This is a genomic window from Caulobacter sp. 05T431 (assembly GCF_056665975.1).
Map to the genome: position 1 here is coordinate 38,944 of NZ_JBFTKU010000030.1, position 13,849 is coordinate 52,792.

The following is a 13,849-nucleotide window of genomic DNA, read 5'->3' on the forward strand; positions in this document are numbered from 1 at the left end:
TGGCCGAGCCGAGCCCGCCTCACGTGATTCCGGAGCGCCGCGATGGCTGAGTACGACTTCGACCTCTTCGTCATCGGCGCCGGCTCGGGCGGCGTGCGCGCCGCGCGCCTGGCCGCCATGAGCGGCGCCAAGGTGGCCGTGGCCGAGGAATACCGCGTGGGCGGCACCTGCGTGATCCGCGGCTGCGTGCCCAAGAAGTTCATGGTCTACGCCAGCGAGGTGAAGGCCCAGCTGAAGACGGCCAAGGGCTACGGCTGGACGATCCCCGAGGCCCGCTTCGACTGGAAGGGCTTCCTGCACGACAAGGACGTCGAGATCGCCCGGCTGTCTGGCATCTACGTCACCAACCTGCAGAAGGCCGGCGCCCACCTGCTGCACGGCCGCGCCCATATCATCGACAAGCACACCGTCGAGGTCCTGCCGAAACAGGGCAGCAAGGACGCCGGGCGCTACACGGCCCGCAAGATCCTGATCGCCACCGGCGGCCGGCCGTGGAAGCCGGACTTCCCGGGCGCGGAACTGGGCATCACCTCGGACGAGGCCTTCCACCTGCCGGAACTGCCCAAGCGGGTGATGGTGGTGGGCGGCGGCTATATCGCCGTCGAGTTCGCCAGCATCTTCAACGGCCTGGGCGTGGAAACCACGCTCTGCTACCGCGGCGCCAACATCCTGCGCGGCTTCGACGACGACGTGCGCTCGCACCTGGCCGAGGAGCTCGAGAAGCGCGGAATCAAGGTGGTGCTGGGCTGCTCGCACGAGAAGCTGGAGAAGACCGACGCCGGCCTGGTCAGCACCTTCAACAACGAGCTGACCTTCGAGACCGACGTGGTGATGTTCGCCACCGGCCGCGATCCCTATGTGGCGGGCCTGGGCCTGGAGAAGGTCGGGGTCCAGCTCAACGACCGCGGCGCGATCGTCGTCGACGAGCATTCCAAGACCAATGTCGACAACATCTGGGCGGTGGGCGACGTCACCGATCGGATCAACCTGACGCCGGTGGCGATCCGCGAGGGCGCGGCCTTCGCCCAGACCGAGTTCTACGACAACCCCACCAGCTTCGATCACGAGATGGTGGCCTCGGCGGTGTTCTCGCAGCCGCCGGTCGGCGCCGTGGGCATGAGCGAGGCCGAGGCCCGCCAGACCTTCGGCAAGGTCGACATCTACCGCGCCGTCTTCCGTCCGATGAAGGTCACCTTCTACGGCGGGCAGGATCGCTGTCTGATGAAGCTTGTGGTCAAGCAGGACGACCAGCGCATCGTCGGGGTGCACGTGGTGGGACCGGACTCGCCCGAGATCATCCAGATGGCCGCCATCGCCGTGAAGATGGGCGTGACCAAGCAGCAGTGGGATTCCACCTGCGCAGTGCACCCGACCCTGGCCGAGGAACTGGTGACGATGCGCGAGAAGTACATGCCGTCGGAGATGGGGACCGTATGATCGCCATCCCCTCGCTCGCGCCGAACCGCCCTGGGGACGCCCCGACGGACGCCTCGGCCCGACGCACGCCCTGGCTGAACGGCGTGGCGCTGTTCCTGACGGTGATGACGCCGCTGCTGGCCTATATCGCGCCGCTGGGCTTCGCGCCGTTGCTGGCCCTGACCGGCCTGCTGGTCCTGCCGGGCATTCGACTGACCCGCGCCGCCGCGCCGCCGCTGCTGATCCTGGTGGCCCTGGCCGCCTGGGCGGCGATCAGCCTGAGCTGGAGTCCGGCGGCGATCGACGTGTCCAAGCTCAAGGGCTACGGCGACCTTGAGACCCTGACGGCCATGAAGCTGTTCCTGCAGGTGGCGACCTACGGGGCGGCCGTGGTGGGGCTGCGCGGCCTGGCGGACGCCGGCGCGCGGCGCGCGGCGACGGTGCTGGCCTACGGCATGGTGGCGTTGGCCGTGGTGGCGGCGCTGGACTCGCTGAGCGGCGCGGCGATCTACCAGAAACTGCACGCCATGACCGGCGAGGCGATCCGGCCGGACCTGGCGATGGTCAAGGTCTCGCTGTCGACCTACGTCCTGGCGCTGCTGTTCTGGCCGGCGGCGCTGATCCTGTCGCGCCTCTCGCGTCGCGGCCTGATCGGCCTGCTGGTGCTGGCCACCGTGGTCACCTCCAAGATCTGCAGTTCGGACGCCTGTCTCGTGGCCCTGGGCGCGGGCGCGGCGATCTGGGCGATGGTCTATCTGGTMGGGCGCAACGGGGCCAAGGTGCTGGTCGGGCTGGTGGCGGCCCCCTTCGTGCTCGCCCCCCTGGCGGTGCTGATCGCGGTCGAGACGGGCTTCATCGCCTGGCTGCACAAGATGGTGCCGGCCTCGTGGGACATGCGCCTCAACATCTGGACCTTCGCGGCCGACCATATCCAGAACCACCCGTTCCGGGGCTGGGGGCTGGACGCCAGCCGGACCTTCGGCCCGGCCATCCCGTTGCACACCCACAACGCCCAGCTCCAGGTGTGGCTGGAGCTGGGGGCGATCGGCGCGGCGCTGGCGGGCGTGTTCTTCTGCTGGCTGGCCTACGGCGTGGTGCGGCTCAGCGAGCGGTCGCGGGCCGAGGCGGCGATGGCCGCCGGCGCCCTGGTCAGCTACCTGGTGATCGGCGGTCTCAGCTTTGGGGTCTGGCAGGAGTGGTGGCTGGCCCTGGGCGCCCTGACCGTGATCGCCTGCGGCCTGGCCCGCGCGATGGGCGAGGGGCGGGAGACCAACTTGGATGAACTTACCCCGTTGGGGTGATTTTCCTCTCTTTGTCGCAATGATTTTGCCTTTCTGGAGCGGCTGCGATAAAAGCCGCTCCCTTTTGAGAAGTTCGAGACCGTCATGACCAGCCGCTGGACCCCGTCGTCGTGGAGAGGCATGCCCGCGAAACACGTCCCGACCGACTATCCGGACGCGGGCGCGGTCGAGCGCGTGGAGCAGACCCTTCGCCAGATGCCGCCGCTGGTCTTCGCCGGTGAGGCGCGCCGCCTGAAGACCCTGCTGGGCGACGTGGCCGAGGGCCGCGCCTTCCTGCTGCAGGGCGGCGACTGCGCCGAGAGCTTCAAGGAATTCCACGCCGACAACATCCGCGACACCTTCCGCCTGATCCTGCAGATGGCGGTTGTGCTGACCTTCGCCGGCGGCAAGCCGGTGGTGAAGGTCGGCCGCATCGCCGGCCAGTTCGCCAAGCCGCGTTCGGAGCCGATCGAGACGATCGGCGACGTCACCCTGCCGTCCTACCGGGGCGACAACATCAACGGCATGGAGTTCACGGCCCAGGACCGCGTGCCCGATCCGGACCGCCTGCTGCGCGCCTACGGCCAGTCGGCCGCGACCCTGAACCTGCTGCGCGCCTTCGCCAGCGGCGGCTACGCCGACCTCTACAACATCCACCGCTGGACGCTGGGCTTCGTGGGCGACAGCCCGCAGGGCGCGCGCTATCGCGAACTGTCGGAGAAGATCTCCGAGGCCCTGACCTTCATGTCGGCGGTCGGCGTCACGCCGGAGACCCAGCCCGACCTGCGCCGCGTGGAGTTCTTCACCAGCCACGAGGCCTTGCTGCTGGGCTTCGAGGAAGCCATGACCCGCGTCGATAGCACCTCGGGCGACTGGTACGACACCAGCGCCCACCTGCTGTGGATCGGCGAGCGCACCCGCCAGTTGGACGGCGCCCACATCGAGTTCATGCGCGGCGTGAAGAACCCCATCGGCCTGAAGTGCGGTCCGACCATGGAAGGCGACGACCTGCTGCGCCTGATCGACGTGCTGAACCCGAACAACGAGCCGGGCCGCCTGACCCTGTACGGCCGTTTCGGCTCCGACAAGATCGCCGACCGCCTGCCGCGCCTGATGAGGGCCACCAAGAGCGCCGGCCGTTCGGTGGTCTGGGCCACCGACCCGATGCACGGCAACACGCTGAAGGCCTCGACCGGCTACAAGACCCGGCCGTTCGACCGCATCCTCTCGGAGGTGAAGTCGTTCGTCGAGATCGCCAACGCCGAAGGCGTCCACCCTGGCGGCGTGCACCTGGAGATGACCGGCCAGAACGTCACCGAGTGCCTGGGCGGCGCGCGGGCGGTGTCGGAAGGCGACCTGGCCGACCGCTACCACACCCATTGCGATCCGCGCCTGAACGGCGAACAGGCCCTGGAACTGGCGTTCCTGGTGGCCGAGAAGCTGAAGTCCGCCCGCGACGACCAGCGCCGTCTCGCCACCGGATAACGCCGGTCTTCGAAACGCTGGTGAAGACCCCGGCGCAGGTATAGCCTCCTTCCTCTGGAAGGAGGCTGGTCCCGTGGACAGTCCCATCATTCGCCGGCGCGCCTTGGCCGGCCTGCTGGCCATGACCGCGTCGCCGGTCCTGGCCCGTTCGCTCCCCGATCCTCCGCAGGCGGACAAGACCTCGCCGCTGGGCTATGTGCGCCGTCTGACGGTGCAGGTCCGGATCAACGACCGGGGCCCCTATCCCTTCCTGGTCGACACCGGCGCCAACGCCTCGGTGATCTCCGACGAGCTGGCGGCCCTGCTGGACCTGCCGGCCGGCGAGCCCGTCAACCTGCACGGCATAGCGGGGGCCGAGCGCGTGTCGACCGTGACCGCGGCCTCGATCGCGGTGGGCCGGCGGGTGCGCAAGGGGCTGACCCTTTCGGTCCTGCCGGGACGGTTCATCCAGGCGCCGGGCATCCTGGGGCTGGACTGGCTGGGCGCCCAGGGCCTGGTGCTCGACTTCGCCCGCGAGGAGATGCGGCTGGGTCCTGTCGCGCCGCGCACCGACGAATCGACCGTGTCGGTGCCGGTCCGGGCCACGCGCAGCGGTCTGCACCTGATCGAGGCCTCGGTGTCCGGCGCCTTGACCCTGGCCTTCCTCGACACCGGCTCGACCACCACGGTCGGCAACATGGCCCTGATGCGCCAGGCCGTGCGCCGACGCGCCGTCAGCAGCGAGTGGGCCGACATCGAGCTGCAGAGCCTGACCGGCCAGACCATGGCCGGCCGGCTGGCCGCCCTGAAGACCGTCAGCCTGGGCAAGATCAATCTGCGCAACCTGCCGGTCGTGTTCGGTCCGGTGCATACGTTCGACTATTGGGGCCTCTCGGACCGGCCGGCGATCCTGATCGGAATCGACGTGCTCAACGCCTTCGAGTCGGTGGCCCTGGATTTCATGCGCGGCCAGGTGCACTTCAGCCTGCCGTCGGCCTAGACGCGCCAACCGGCGTTCTTGGACGCCGCCATGTCTTGACCCGCCGCTCAGCGCTCTCCAATGGTTGTTTGAACGGAGTGCGTCGATGAGTTTGCCGGCCAGGTTGAAACGCGAGTTGAAGTTCCTGAAGGGACTCTCGCGCACGCTCAAACGCGTGAAATCCATCGCGCCGGAAAGCCCGAACCTGATCTGCGACGATCTCGAGGCGGCGGTCGACAAGTGGCGCGACAGCCAGGCTATCGTCTTCGAGGGCAAGTCGGTCACCTACGCCGAGCTGGACGCCATCGCCAACCGCTATGCCCACTGGGCCAAGGGGCAGGGGATCACGCGCGGCCAGACCGTGGCGCTGTTCATGCCCAACCGCCTGGAATACCTGGCGATCTGGTACGGGCTGTCGAAGGTCGGGGTGGCCACCGCCCTGATCAACAACCAGCTGACCGGCCCCGCCCTGGCCCACTGCCTGAACATCTCCCAGGCCCTGCACTGCATCGTCGATCCCGAAACCTCGCCCTGCTTCGAGCAGGTGAAGGCCTCGCTGGGCCGCCACGTCCAGCAGTGGGTGCTGGGCCCGGCCACCGGCGACCAGCGCGACCTGGCCAACGCCCTGAAGAGCTGCAGCCAGCTGCGGCCCGACCGCCTGACGGCCCGCAACGGCCTGACCGCCAAGGACACCGCGCTCTACATCTTCACCAGCGGCACGACCGGCATGCCCAAGGCCGCGCGCATCACCCACATGCGGGCCCAGCTCTATATGCGCGGCTTCGCGGGTTCGACCGACGCCCGCGCCACCGACCGCATCTACGTCACCCTGCCGCTCTACCACGCCACCGGCGGCCTCTGCGCCATGGGCGCGGCCCTGCTGAACGGCGGGGCTGTGGTGCTGCGCAAGAAGTTCTCGGTCACGGCCTTCTGGGACGACGTGGTCGCCAACAACTGCACCATGTTCGTCTATATCGGCGAGCTGTGCCGCTACCTGGCCAACCACCCCGAGACGCCCAACGAGCACGCCCATAAGATCCGCCTGATCTTCGGCAACGGCCTGCGCCCCGACGTCTGGGACGTGATGCTGGACCGCTTCAAGGTGGGCGGGGTGCTGGAGTTCTACGGCGCGACCGAGGGCAACGTCTCGCTGTTCAACTTCGACGGCCGGCGCGGGGCCATCGGCCGCGTCCCCGGCTATCTGCGCAAGAAGTTCAACATCCGCATCGTCAAGTTCGACGTCGAGACCGAGACCCCGGTGCGCGGCCCGAACGGCTGCTGCATCGAGGCCGCGCCCGGCGAGATCGGCGAGTGCATCGGCCACATCGCCAGCGACGCCCGCTCGAACTTCACTGGCTACGCCGACAAGGCCGCCACCGAGAAGAAGATCCTGCACGACGTCTTCGACAAGGGCGACGCCTGGTTCCGCACCGGCGACCTGATGCGCAGCGACAGCGACGGCTACCTCTATTTCGTCGACCGCATCGGCGACACCTTCCGCTGGAAGGGCGAGAACGTCGCCACCAGCGAGGTGTCCGAGCGCCTGTCGGCGGTGCCGGGCGTCAAGGAGGTCAACGTCTACGGCGTGCCGGTGGGCGACCTGGACGGCAAGGCGGGCATGGCCGCCCTGGTCGTGGGCCCCGAGTTCGAGATCGCGGCCCTGGCCGAATATGTCGACCGCGAGCTGCCCGTCTACGCCCGGCCGATCTTCGTGCGCCTGCAGCCCGAGATCGAGACGACGGGCACCTTCAAGTACCGCAAGATCGACCTGGTGAAGGACGGTTTCGACCCGGCCAACACCAAGGACCCGTTGTACTTCCGCGACCCCAGCAAGGGCTACATCAAGCTGACCAAGGCGGTCCACGCCAAGATCCTGGCCGGCGGCTACAAGCTCTAGGCGACCCTGGGGGCGCGGATGGTCGGATCGATGCAGCGCCAAGCCGCCCTGGCCGCCTGGGTCCGCCGCAACCTGGCGCCGGTGGCCCTGTTCGGCGCGGTGATCCCCAAGGACCCGGCTCGCCGCGTCGCCGCGAACGCCGCCTTCGGCCCGCTTCCACGCCTGAAGCTCGACGCCTACGCCCCGGCGCGGGGCGAGGGGCCGTGGCCGGTGCTGGTGTTCTTCTACGGCGGCTCGTGGGACGCGGGGAACCGGCGGGACTACGGCTGGGCCGGGCGGGCCCTGGCGGCCCAGGGTTTCCTGGCTCTGGTCCCGGACTACCGCCTGCATCCGGAGGCGGTCTATCCGGGCTTCCTGGAGGACGGCGCCCTGGCCGTGCGCTGGGCCGTCGACCACGCCCGCGCCCTGGGCGGCGACCCGGACCGCCTCGTGCTGGCCGGCCACTCGGCCGGGGCCTACAACGCCGCCATGCTGGCCCTGGACGACCGCTACCTGACGGCGGCGGGCGTCGATCCCAAGGGGGTGCGGGCCTTCGCCGGCCTGTCGGGGCCCTACGCCTTCCTGCCGCTGGACAAGCCCGTCACCCAGCGGACCTTCGGCGGCGCCGACGACCTGGCGGCCACCCAGCCCGGCGCCCACGTCCGTCCCGACAGCCCGCCGGCCTTCCTGGCGACCGGCGAGGACGACACCCTGGTCCGCCCGCGCAACACCCGCCGCCTGGCCGCCGCCCTGCGCGAGGCCGGGGTGGTCGTCGAGGAGCGCTGCTACGCCGGCCTGGCCCATGCCGGCCCGATGCTGGCCCTGTCGCGGCCGTTCAGGCGCAAGGCGCCGGTGCTGGCGGAGATGGCGGGGTTCCTGAAGGCGCGGACAGGAGAGACGCCATGACCGTGATTACCGCCGCCGAGCCGCAGCTGTTCGTCGCCGATCTGGACACGGCATGCCGGTTCTATGTCGAGGTCCTGGGGTTCGACCTGGCCTTCTCGCACGGCGACCCGCCGTTCTACGCCCAGGTCGTCCGGGGCGGGGCCCGGCTGAACTTGCGCCGGGTCGAGGGCCCGGTGTTCGACGCCGGCTTCCGCGTGCGCGAACCCGACGCCCTGTCGGCGACCCTGACGCTGGACGACCCCGAGCCGCTGTTCCGCACCTTCCAGGCGGCGGGCGCGCCGTTCCACCAAGTCTTGCGGACCGAGCCTTGGGGCGCGCGCACCTTCATCGTGCGCGACCCGGACGGCAACCTGATCCTGTTCGCCGGAACCGCCGGCTAGGAGCAGTTCCCCCCGTTCAGCTTGCGCTGATAGGCCTCGGCCAGGCTCATGTAGGGCGGCAGGAAGGTGTGCAGGACCACGGCCTTGCCGTCGGTGGTCGTGCCCGCCACCCCCGCCCGCAGCTCGAAGTGCAGGTGGATGGTGGTGGGCGTGCCGCCGAAGTCGTTGCTGACCTTGCCCAGCTTCTGGCCGGCCACCACCGTGTCGCCCTCGTGCACCGCCAGGGCCGCCATCTGCATGTGCAGGTAGCGATAGACCCGGTGCGGGGCGGCCGATGAGGTCAGGGTGACCGTGTAGCTGCCGATGTCGGTGATCACGCCCTTTTCGGCGGCCACCGCCCAGTACTGGTTCTTCTTGCAGGCGGCCGGGCGAATGTCCTGGCCCTGGTGGCCCGTGCCGCCGCCGGCGCACAGCGGATTGTCGCGCGAACGGGCCTCGCAGAAGGTGTCGTGCCAGGGCAGGCTGTAGTTGACCGCGTCGCACTGGCTGGTGCCCGCCGGACCCATGCCGCCGCCGTGGCCGTAGACCTGGGAATTGGCGAAGGCGTCGTCCTGCAGCGGCCAGCACATGTTGGGCGACCACACCGTGCGGTCCAGATAGCCGTGGCCCTGGCCGGCCGGGATCACGCCCGGGGCGTCGTGGTTGAAGGTCGCGGGCGAGGGAGCCGGCGGCGTCGGGGGCTGGGACGGCGGACCGGGCGCGGGCGGGATCGGCTCGCTGGACGGCTGCTCGGCCCCGCCGTCGGACGGCTGGTCGTCGGGCGTGGGCGGGCCGGGCTCGGGCGAGGCGGGCGTCTTGACCTCGCCGCCGGGCGGAGCGGGCGCGGGCTTGGTGGTGTCGTCGCAGGCGCCCAAGACCAGCGCCAGCACCAAAGGGGAAAGGATGAGCAGCTTGCGCATGGTCCTAGCCCCCCAGGCCGGCGGCGGCGCGGGCGGCGGCGCCCATCACCACGGCGGTGGTCTTGGCGGCCAGGCCGCGGGCGTAGTTGTCGTCGGCGCAGCGCGGGTCGGTGGGCGCATCGCACCGCACCTCGACCGTGTAGAGCACGCCGTAGCGGACGAAGCTGATCAGCTGGCCGTCCACCGTGCGCTGCGAGGTGGCGCCTTCCGGACCCATCGGGGTCACCTTCAGCGGTGTCGCGGCGGGCAGGGGGACCACGGCGGTCGTGCCTGTCAGCGACACGCCCGCGCCCGGCGCGTCGGCGGTGATCGTGTAGTAGTCGCCGAACGAATAGATCCGCGCCCCGGCCGTCAGGTCGCCGTCGGTGGGCAGCAGGATCGGCACGCGCGTCATGTCGACGGCGGCCTGGTTGAGGTTGGGCGCGGGATTGCCGCCGCCGCTCTGGCGCAGGCCGCCGATCGCGGCCTTCCAGTCGACCTGGCCGCCGCGCGGCGGGGCGCGGTTCAGGACGGCGATGCCGGGACGTATCGCCGCCGGCGCCGCCGTGGGAGCGGTGGTCGGCGCCGCGCCGGGGACCTGCGCCCCGGTCGCCGGGTCGATCCGCGTCTGGGACAGCGCCGCCCCCAACGCGCCGGCGGCCACGATCCCGCCCAGCACCAAGCCTGTCACCAGTCGCATGAGAGCCCCCTCGCATCACGCCGTTATCCGGACCATACGGCGCCCAAGCGTCGCTGTTAACCTTTGTTCGCGGCGGGCGCGTTGCGGCAGTGCGATTGAACGGGGCGCGCTTCCTGTCTATATGGCCGGGACTGATCACGGGTCATGTGTGTGGCGGCCCAAAGAATCCCATAATAAATCAAATGGATAGGGTTATTCCGCCATGCTGCTGACGATGATGAAGGCCAAGCTTCACCGGGCCACCGTCACTCAGGCCGACCTCGACTACGAAGGCTCGATCGCCATCGATCGCGACCTGCTGGACGCCTCGGGCATCCTGCCCAACGAGCAGGTCGACGTGCTGAACATCACCACCGGCGCCCGTTTCACCACCTACGCCATCGAGGCGCCGCGCGGCTCCAAGGTCATCGGCGTCAACGGCGCGGCCGCTCGCCTGGTGCAGAAGAACGACACGGTGATCGTCGTCACCTATTGCCAGATGCCGGCGGAGGAAGCCCGCAACTACGCCCCCACCGTGGTGCTGCTGGAAGACGGCAACCGCATTAAGAAGGCCGCCTGAGCATGAAGACGCCCGCCAAGACCTTTGGGGTCCTGATCGCGGCGGGGCTCCTGCTCGCCGCCTGTTCGCCCAAGCTGCCGCAGGGCGTCGACGAGCAGCGGCTGTCGGAAGCCGTCGGCCGCGCCATCGGCGGGCCCAACACCTGCGTGCTGCTGGCCAACAAGGCCGGCAAGGTGGTCTGGACCGGCGGCGGCTACATCACCTGCGCCCGCAACCTGCCCACCTGCGGCGGGACCAGCACCACGGCCCAGACCGTGCTGGAAGGCGCGGTCGGCAAGCCCGCCCGCTTCGCCAGCTGCCCCTCGGGCCCGGGCGTCAACACCGTCGGCTGGGCCATGGGCCCGGTGCCGGTCGGCGCGGGCAAGTCGGACCACGGCCTGTCGTACGTCGCCGTCATGGAAGGCGAACGCGCCCTGCCGGGCCGCGAGGTGCAGGAGCGGGTGGAAGAGGCCTTCGCCAAGGCGGGGCTCTGATCCTTTCCTTCTCCCCTTGCGGGAGAGGGTGTCGGCGATAGCCGACGGATGAGGGGTCTCTCAAAAGCAAAAGCCGCGTCCGGTCCTTCGACCGGGCGCGGCTTTGTCGTTCTTCAACCCCTCACCCGACCGCCTTCGGAGGCCACCCTCTCCCGCAAGGGGAGAGGGATCGTGAAGTGTTACTTCGCCAGCTCGTACGTCGCCGAGACGCTGACCTGCACGTTCAGCTCGCCGGCCGAGACCGGGCTGCTGTAGCCGGCCTTGTCCATGTTGGCCCGCATCATCACCGGCATGGGCGGGGCGGGGGTGTAGCCGCCGCCCTCGCCCAGATTGACCAGGCGGACGATCTTGTAGCCGGTGGCCCGGGCGTAGAGGTCGGCCTTGGCCTGCAGGGCCTTGACCGCGTCCAGCCGCGCGGCGTCCTCGGCCGCCTTGGGGTCCTGCAGGCCGAAGCTGATGCCCCCCACATTGGTGGCGCCGGCGTTGACCGTGGCGTCGACGGTCTGGCCCAGCTTGGCCAGGTCGCGCACCTGGATCGTCACCTGGTTGCTGGCCTGGTAGCCGGTCAGCTTGGGCGGCTGGTTCTCCTTGTAGACGTACTGGGGATTGACGTTGAGGTTCGAGGTCTGGATGTCGCGGTCGGCGATCCCGGCCTTCTTCAGCGCCGTCACGACCTTGGTCATCTGGGCGGCGTTGGCCGACAGGGCGCCGGCGGCGGTGGGGCCGTCGGTCTGGACGCCCAGGGTGATGGTCGCCATGTCGGGCGTGACCTTGGTCTCGCCCTGGGCCGACAGGCTCATCGTCGTGGCGCGGAAGGCGGCGTCGGCGCTGTCGGCGTGGGCGGGCATCACGGCCGCGGCGGAGGTCAGCAGGGCGCCGGCCAGGGCGATCGAGGCCGTGCGGGCGGTGAGGGCGGTCATAGTCGTCGTTCTCCATGCGGCTGCGGCGCCGCGACCCTAGCATCCCGTCCGCCGGCCGCGACAAGCGCTGCCGGCGACGGACGCCCCCAGTCCTGACAGGCTCAACCTGAACCGGACCTTTAAGCCGCGTGCAGCCCATGCTAATCGACCCGTCCTCCCGAAGGGGCCGCGCGTCGCGCCGCCCGACGGTCTTGGGGGCCTGTAGCTCAATGGTTAGAGCCGACCGCTCATAACGGTCTGGTTGGGGGTTCGAGTCCCTCCAGGCCTACCACCCTTGTTCAGAGCCTTGTGGGACTTGAAGCCCTTTATTCAAAAGGTTGTGGGCGTTGTAGGTACCCACAAAAGGCCTACAAATTGGGAAGCCGGAGATAACGAAGTGACCGGTGCATCTTGCTGGTCATTATCGGCGGCGGCACCGCCGCTGTCGTGTTCGGCCTTCGCTAAATAACTCTGACCCCTTCGGATCGCCGCTCACGAGAAAGGCCTCCGGAGTGATCCGGGAGATTTTTTCATTCACAGTATGAACGTAAATTAGCACCGGACATAATTTAATATATCCGGTGCTTTTGCAATGAGTTCTCGACAATCACAGCGAGTGCTAGGCGCACGCTAATGAGACGTGCCTTCGTATGTTCAACACTGCGTTCCGAATGCTTTGGATTGGCCATGCCTGAGCATGAACGTTGCATAAGCCCTGTCGTTAACCAACGTCAAGTTCGTTAAGAAATGACCTGTGGATAACTTCTGTATAGATGTCCCGTTGCGTTCCCATTTGGAGCAGAGATTTGACCTACGCGGTGCGATGTTGCGCTGCTAACGTCGTCAGTGCGGTTCCGTTGTCCGATGCGATGTACGGTACTGCTATGAGGTGTGATGAAAAATACTACATCGAAGGCGCGGAGATGCGAACGAATATGTAAAGGGGGTTACGGCGTCCGATACACTGCATGTCATCACTGGGTACGACCGTTACGAGTACCGCTACAGCGAACGTGCAGAACCTTTGCAAAGTGCAAACTCGGAGTGCGCGGCGAAGCGGTACCGAGTGGACCGGGCGCGCGGTCGGAAATGATCTCCGCTGAGAACGATCATAGGCCGGGCCGAGGTCTCTTGTTGGAGAGCGTGGGGATCGCTTCAGCCCATCCGGGGAGATCAGTGGAAGAGCGTGTAACACCAATGACCTTCAGAGCCCTGTGGAGGCCTCTGAAGGGTGATCTGGTCCACGAGGCCACAGAAGTTAGTTCCTGGCATCCGTGTGACACGTTTAGGGTTTGGAGGTCCCCCGAAAGATAGGGAAGCTCGTAGGGGCGTTTAAGGGTCCAGCCGGTACACAGTGCCTCGGATGTCGTTTCCGGGCTGTCACTAGTGACGTCTTGGCTTTCGCCTAAGTCGATAGGGTAGGGCGCGATCCAGCCCACTACACCCCTTGGTCCACGCCGGCGCGGCGACGCGCAGTTGCGAGGATTTCGGTCAAGCCGTTGGGGCTGACGCCGCTTTCCTCGGCCTCGTCGATCAGGCACTGCATGGCGGCGATCTTGGCGGTGCGTTCCTGGTCGCGGCGGATCAGGTCGCGGACGTAGTCGCTGGCGTTGCTGTAGCGTCCGGTTTCGGCGCGGCTTTCCACCCAATCCTTCATGGCGTCGGGCAGGGAAACGTTCATCGTAGCCATGGTTCACCTCTGCTCGAGAGAGTGGTTCTTTGGCAAAGATTGTCAATCTTTGCTGAACCAGCAAACCCCACCCGACGCTGAGTCCCCCTGGGCCACCCTCCCACAAGGGGAGGGAAGGGCGTTACGTGCTCGGCGGATAGCCAGCAGAGTTCAGCGATTTCAACGCCCTGAACTTTTTCGACCAAACTTATGCTCACCCTTCCAGACGGCCGTATCCTGATCTCACCTGAAAGCATGGGAAGGGCGTCGGCCGGCGACCGAACGGCTTTCAGGGGTGGACGAGCGGGAAGGCTTAGTCCGTCGTGTCCCACAAGGACGCCCTGGGTTGGAGTTGGAGCAGGTTCGCCTC

13 protein-coding genes and 1 tRNA gene are annotated in these 13,849 nt (G+C 68.2%); 10 read left to right on the forward strand and 4 right to left on the reverse strand.

What is annotated here, in order from left to right; all coding sequences use genetic code 11:
- Nucleotides 1–42 precede the first annotated feature (42 nt).
- The 7 genes from gor (at nt 43) to AC1U89_RS22470 (ending at nt 8,301) form a co-directional block, all read left to right on the forward strand.
- Nucleotides 43–1,437, forward strand: a complete 1,395-nt coding sequence (gor, locus tag AC1U89_RS22440; RefSeq protein ID WP_479901853.1) for a glutathione-disulfide reductase — start codon at nt 43–45, stop codon at nt 1,435–1,437.
- Nucleotides 1,434–2,717, forward strand: a complete 1,284-nt coding sequence (locus tag AC1U89_RS22445; protein WP_479901854.1) for an O-antigen ligase family protein — start codon at nt 1,434–1,436, stop codon at nt 2,715–2,717. Before gor ends, AC1U89_RS22445 begins: the two co-directional genes overlap by 4 nt.
- Before the next feature lie 84 nt (nt 2,718–2,801).
- Nucleotides 2,802–4,181, forward strand: coding sequence for a class II 3-deoxy-7-phosphoheptulonate synthase (locus AC1U89_RS22450; RefSeq protein ID WP_479901855.1), 1,380 nt, complete (start codon nt 2,802–2,804; stop codon nt 4,179–4,181).
- A gap of 73 nt (nt 4,182–4,254) precedes the next feature.
- Nucleotides 4,255–5,160, forward strand: coding sequence for an aspartyl protease family protein (locus AC1U89_RS22455; protein WP_479901856.1), 906 nt, complete (start codon nt 4,255–4,257; stop codon nt 5,158–5,160).
- Nucleotides 5,161–5,245: 85 nt separating this feature from the next.
- Nucleotides 5,246–7,036, forward strand: a complete 1,791-nt coding sequence (locus tag AC1U89_RS22460; RefSeq protein WP_479901857.1) for a long-chain-acyl-CoA synthetase — start codon at nt 5,246–5,248, stop codon at nt 7,034–7,036.
- A 30-nt stretch (nt 7,037–7,066) separates the two neighbouring features.
- On the forward strand, nt 7,067–7,921 hold the full coding sequence (locus AC1U89_RS22465; RefSeq protein ID WP_479901858.1) for an alpha/beta hydrolase: 855 nt from the start codon (nt 7,067–7,069) through the stop codon (nt 7,919–7,921).
- Nucleotides 7,918–8,301 (forward strand): bleomycin resistance protein, encoded by a 384-nt coding sequence (locus AC1U89_RS22470; RefSeq protein WP_479901859.1) that lies wholly within the window; start codon nt 7,918–7,920, stop codon nt 8,299–8,301. Before AC1U89_RS22465 ends, AC1U89_RS22470 begins: the two co-directional genes overlap by 4 nt.
- Here the strand turns inward: AC1U89_RS22470 and AC1U89_RS22475 are convergent.
- Entirely contained in the window at nt 8,298–9,200 is a 903-nt protein-coding gene (locus tag AC1U89_RS22475; protein ID WP_479901860.1) for a peptidoglycan DD-metalloendopeptidase family protein, read from the reverse strand. The two genes, AC1U89_RS22470 and AC1U89_RS22475, sit on opposite strands and share 4 nt — an antisense overlap.
- Nucleotides 9,201–9,204: 4 nt before the next feature.
- The gene (locus AC1U89_RS22480) at nt 9,205–9,879 is read right to left on the reverse strand and encodes a hypothetical protein (RefSeq protein ID WP_479901861.1); all 675 of its coding nucleotides are present in this window, start codon (nt 9,877–9,879) and stop codon (nt 9,205–9,207) included.
- Between the two features lie 202 nt (nt 9,880–10,081).
- Here AC1U89_RS22480 and panD point away from each other — a divergent pair, with 202 nt between their 5' ends.
- Both panD and AC1U89_RS22490 read left to right on the forward strand, forming a co-directional pair.
- Complete coding sequence (gene panD, locus AC1U89_RS22485; protein WP_029915369.1) at nt 10,082–10,438, forward strand: aspartate 1-decarboxylase; 357 nt, start codon at nt 10,082–10,084, stop codon at nt 10,436–10,438.
- A 2-nt stretch (nt 10,439–10,440) separates the two neighbouring features.
- Nucleotides 10,441–10,911, forward strand: coding sequence for a hypothetical protein (locus AC1U89_RS22490; protein ID WP_479901862.1), 471 nt, complete (start codon nt 10,441–10,443; stop codon nt 10,909–10,911).
- Between the two features lie 179 nt (nt 10,912–11,090).
- Here the strand turns inward: AC1U89_RS22490 and AC1U89_RS22495 are convergent, their stop codons facing one another.
- A complete protein-coding gene (locus AC1U89_RS22495; RefSeq protein WP_479901863.1) occupies nt 11,091–11,831 on the reverse strand; it encodes an SIMPL domain-containing protein in 741 nt (246 codons plus the stop codon).
- Between the two features lie 195 nt (nt 11,832–12,026).
- Here AC1U89_RS22495 and AC1U89_RS22500 point away from each other — a divergent pair.
- Nucleotides 12,027–12,102, forward strand: a tRNA-Ile gene (locus AC1U89_RS22500).
- A 1,146-nt stretch (nt 12,103–13,248) separates the two neighbouring features.
- Here AC1U89_RS22500 and AC1U89_RS22505 read toward each other — a convergent pair.
- Nucleotides 13,249–13,500 carry a type II toxin-antitoxin system ParD family antitoxin gene (locus tag AC1U89_RS22505; RefSeq protein ID WP_479901864.1) on the reverse strand — a complete coding sequence of 84 codons (252 nt, stop codon included), beginning with the start codon at nt 13,498–13,500 and terminating at the stop codon, nt 13,249–13,251.
- Nucleotides 13,501–13,849: the final 349 nt, after the last annotated feature.

What these genes read in the sequence shown, in the direction of transcription:
- AC1U89_RS22475 (WP_479901860.1), bottom strand. Translation starts at nt 9,200, where the DNA reads ATGCGCAAGCTGCTCATCCTTTCCCCTTTGGTGCTGGCGCTGGTCTTG.
- AC1U89_RS22470 (WP_479901859.1), top strand. Translation starts at nt 7,918, where the DNA reads ATGACCGTGATTACCGCCGCCGAGCCGCAGCTGTTCGTCGCCGATCTG.
- AC1U89_RS22465 (WP_479901858.1), top strand. Translation starts at nt 7,067, where the DNA reads ATGCAGCGCCAAGCCGCCCTGGCCGCCTGGGTCCGCCGCAACCTGGCG.
- gor (WP_479901853.1), top strand. Translation starts at nt 43, where the DNA reads ATGGCTGAGTACGACTTCGACCTCTTCGTCATCGGCGCCGGCTCGGGC.
- AC1U89_RS22450 (WP_479901855.1), top strand. Translation starts at nt 2,802, where the DNA reads ATGACCAGCCGCTGGACCCCGTCGTCGTGGAGAGGCATGCCCGCGAAA.
- AC1U89_RS22495 (WP_479901863.1), bottom strand. Translation starts at nt 11,831, where the DNA reads ATGACCGCCCTCACCGCCCGCACGGCCTCGATCGCCCTGGCCGGCGCC.
- AC1U89_RS22480 (WP_479901861.1), bottom strand. Translation starts at nt 9,879, where the DNA reads ATGCGACTGGTGACAGGCTTGGTGCTGGGCGGGATCGTGGCCGCCGGC.
- panD (WP_029915369.1), top strand. Translation starts at nt 10,082, where the DNA reads ATGCTGCTGACGATGATGAAGGCCAAGCTTCACCGGGCCACCGTCACT.
- AC1U89_RS22490 (WP_479901862.1), top strand. Translation starts at nt 10,441, where the DNA reads ATGAAGACGCCCGCCAAGACCTTTGGGGTCCTGATCGCGGCGGGGCTC.
- AC1U89_RS22505 (WP_479901864.1), bottom strand. Translation starts at nt 13,500, where the DNA reads ATGGCTACGATGAACGTTTCCCTGCCCGACGCCATGAAGGATTGGGTG.
- AC1U89_RS22460 (WP_479901857.1), top strand. Translation starts at nt 5,246, where the DNA reads ATGAGTTTGCCGGCCAGGTTGAAACGCGAGTTGAAGTTCCTGAAGGGA.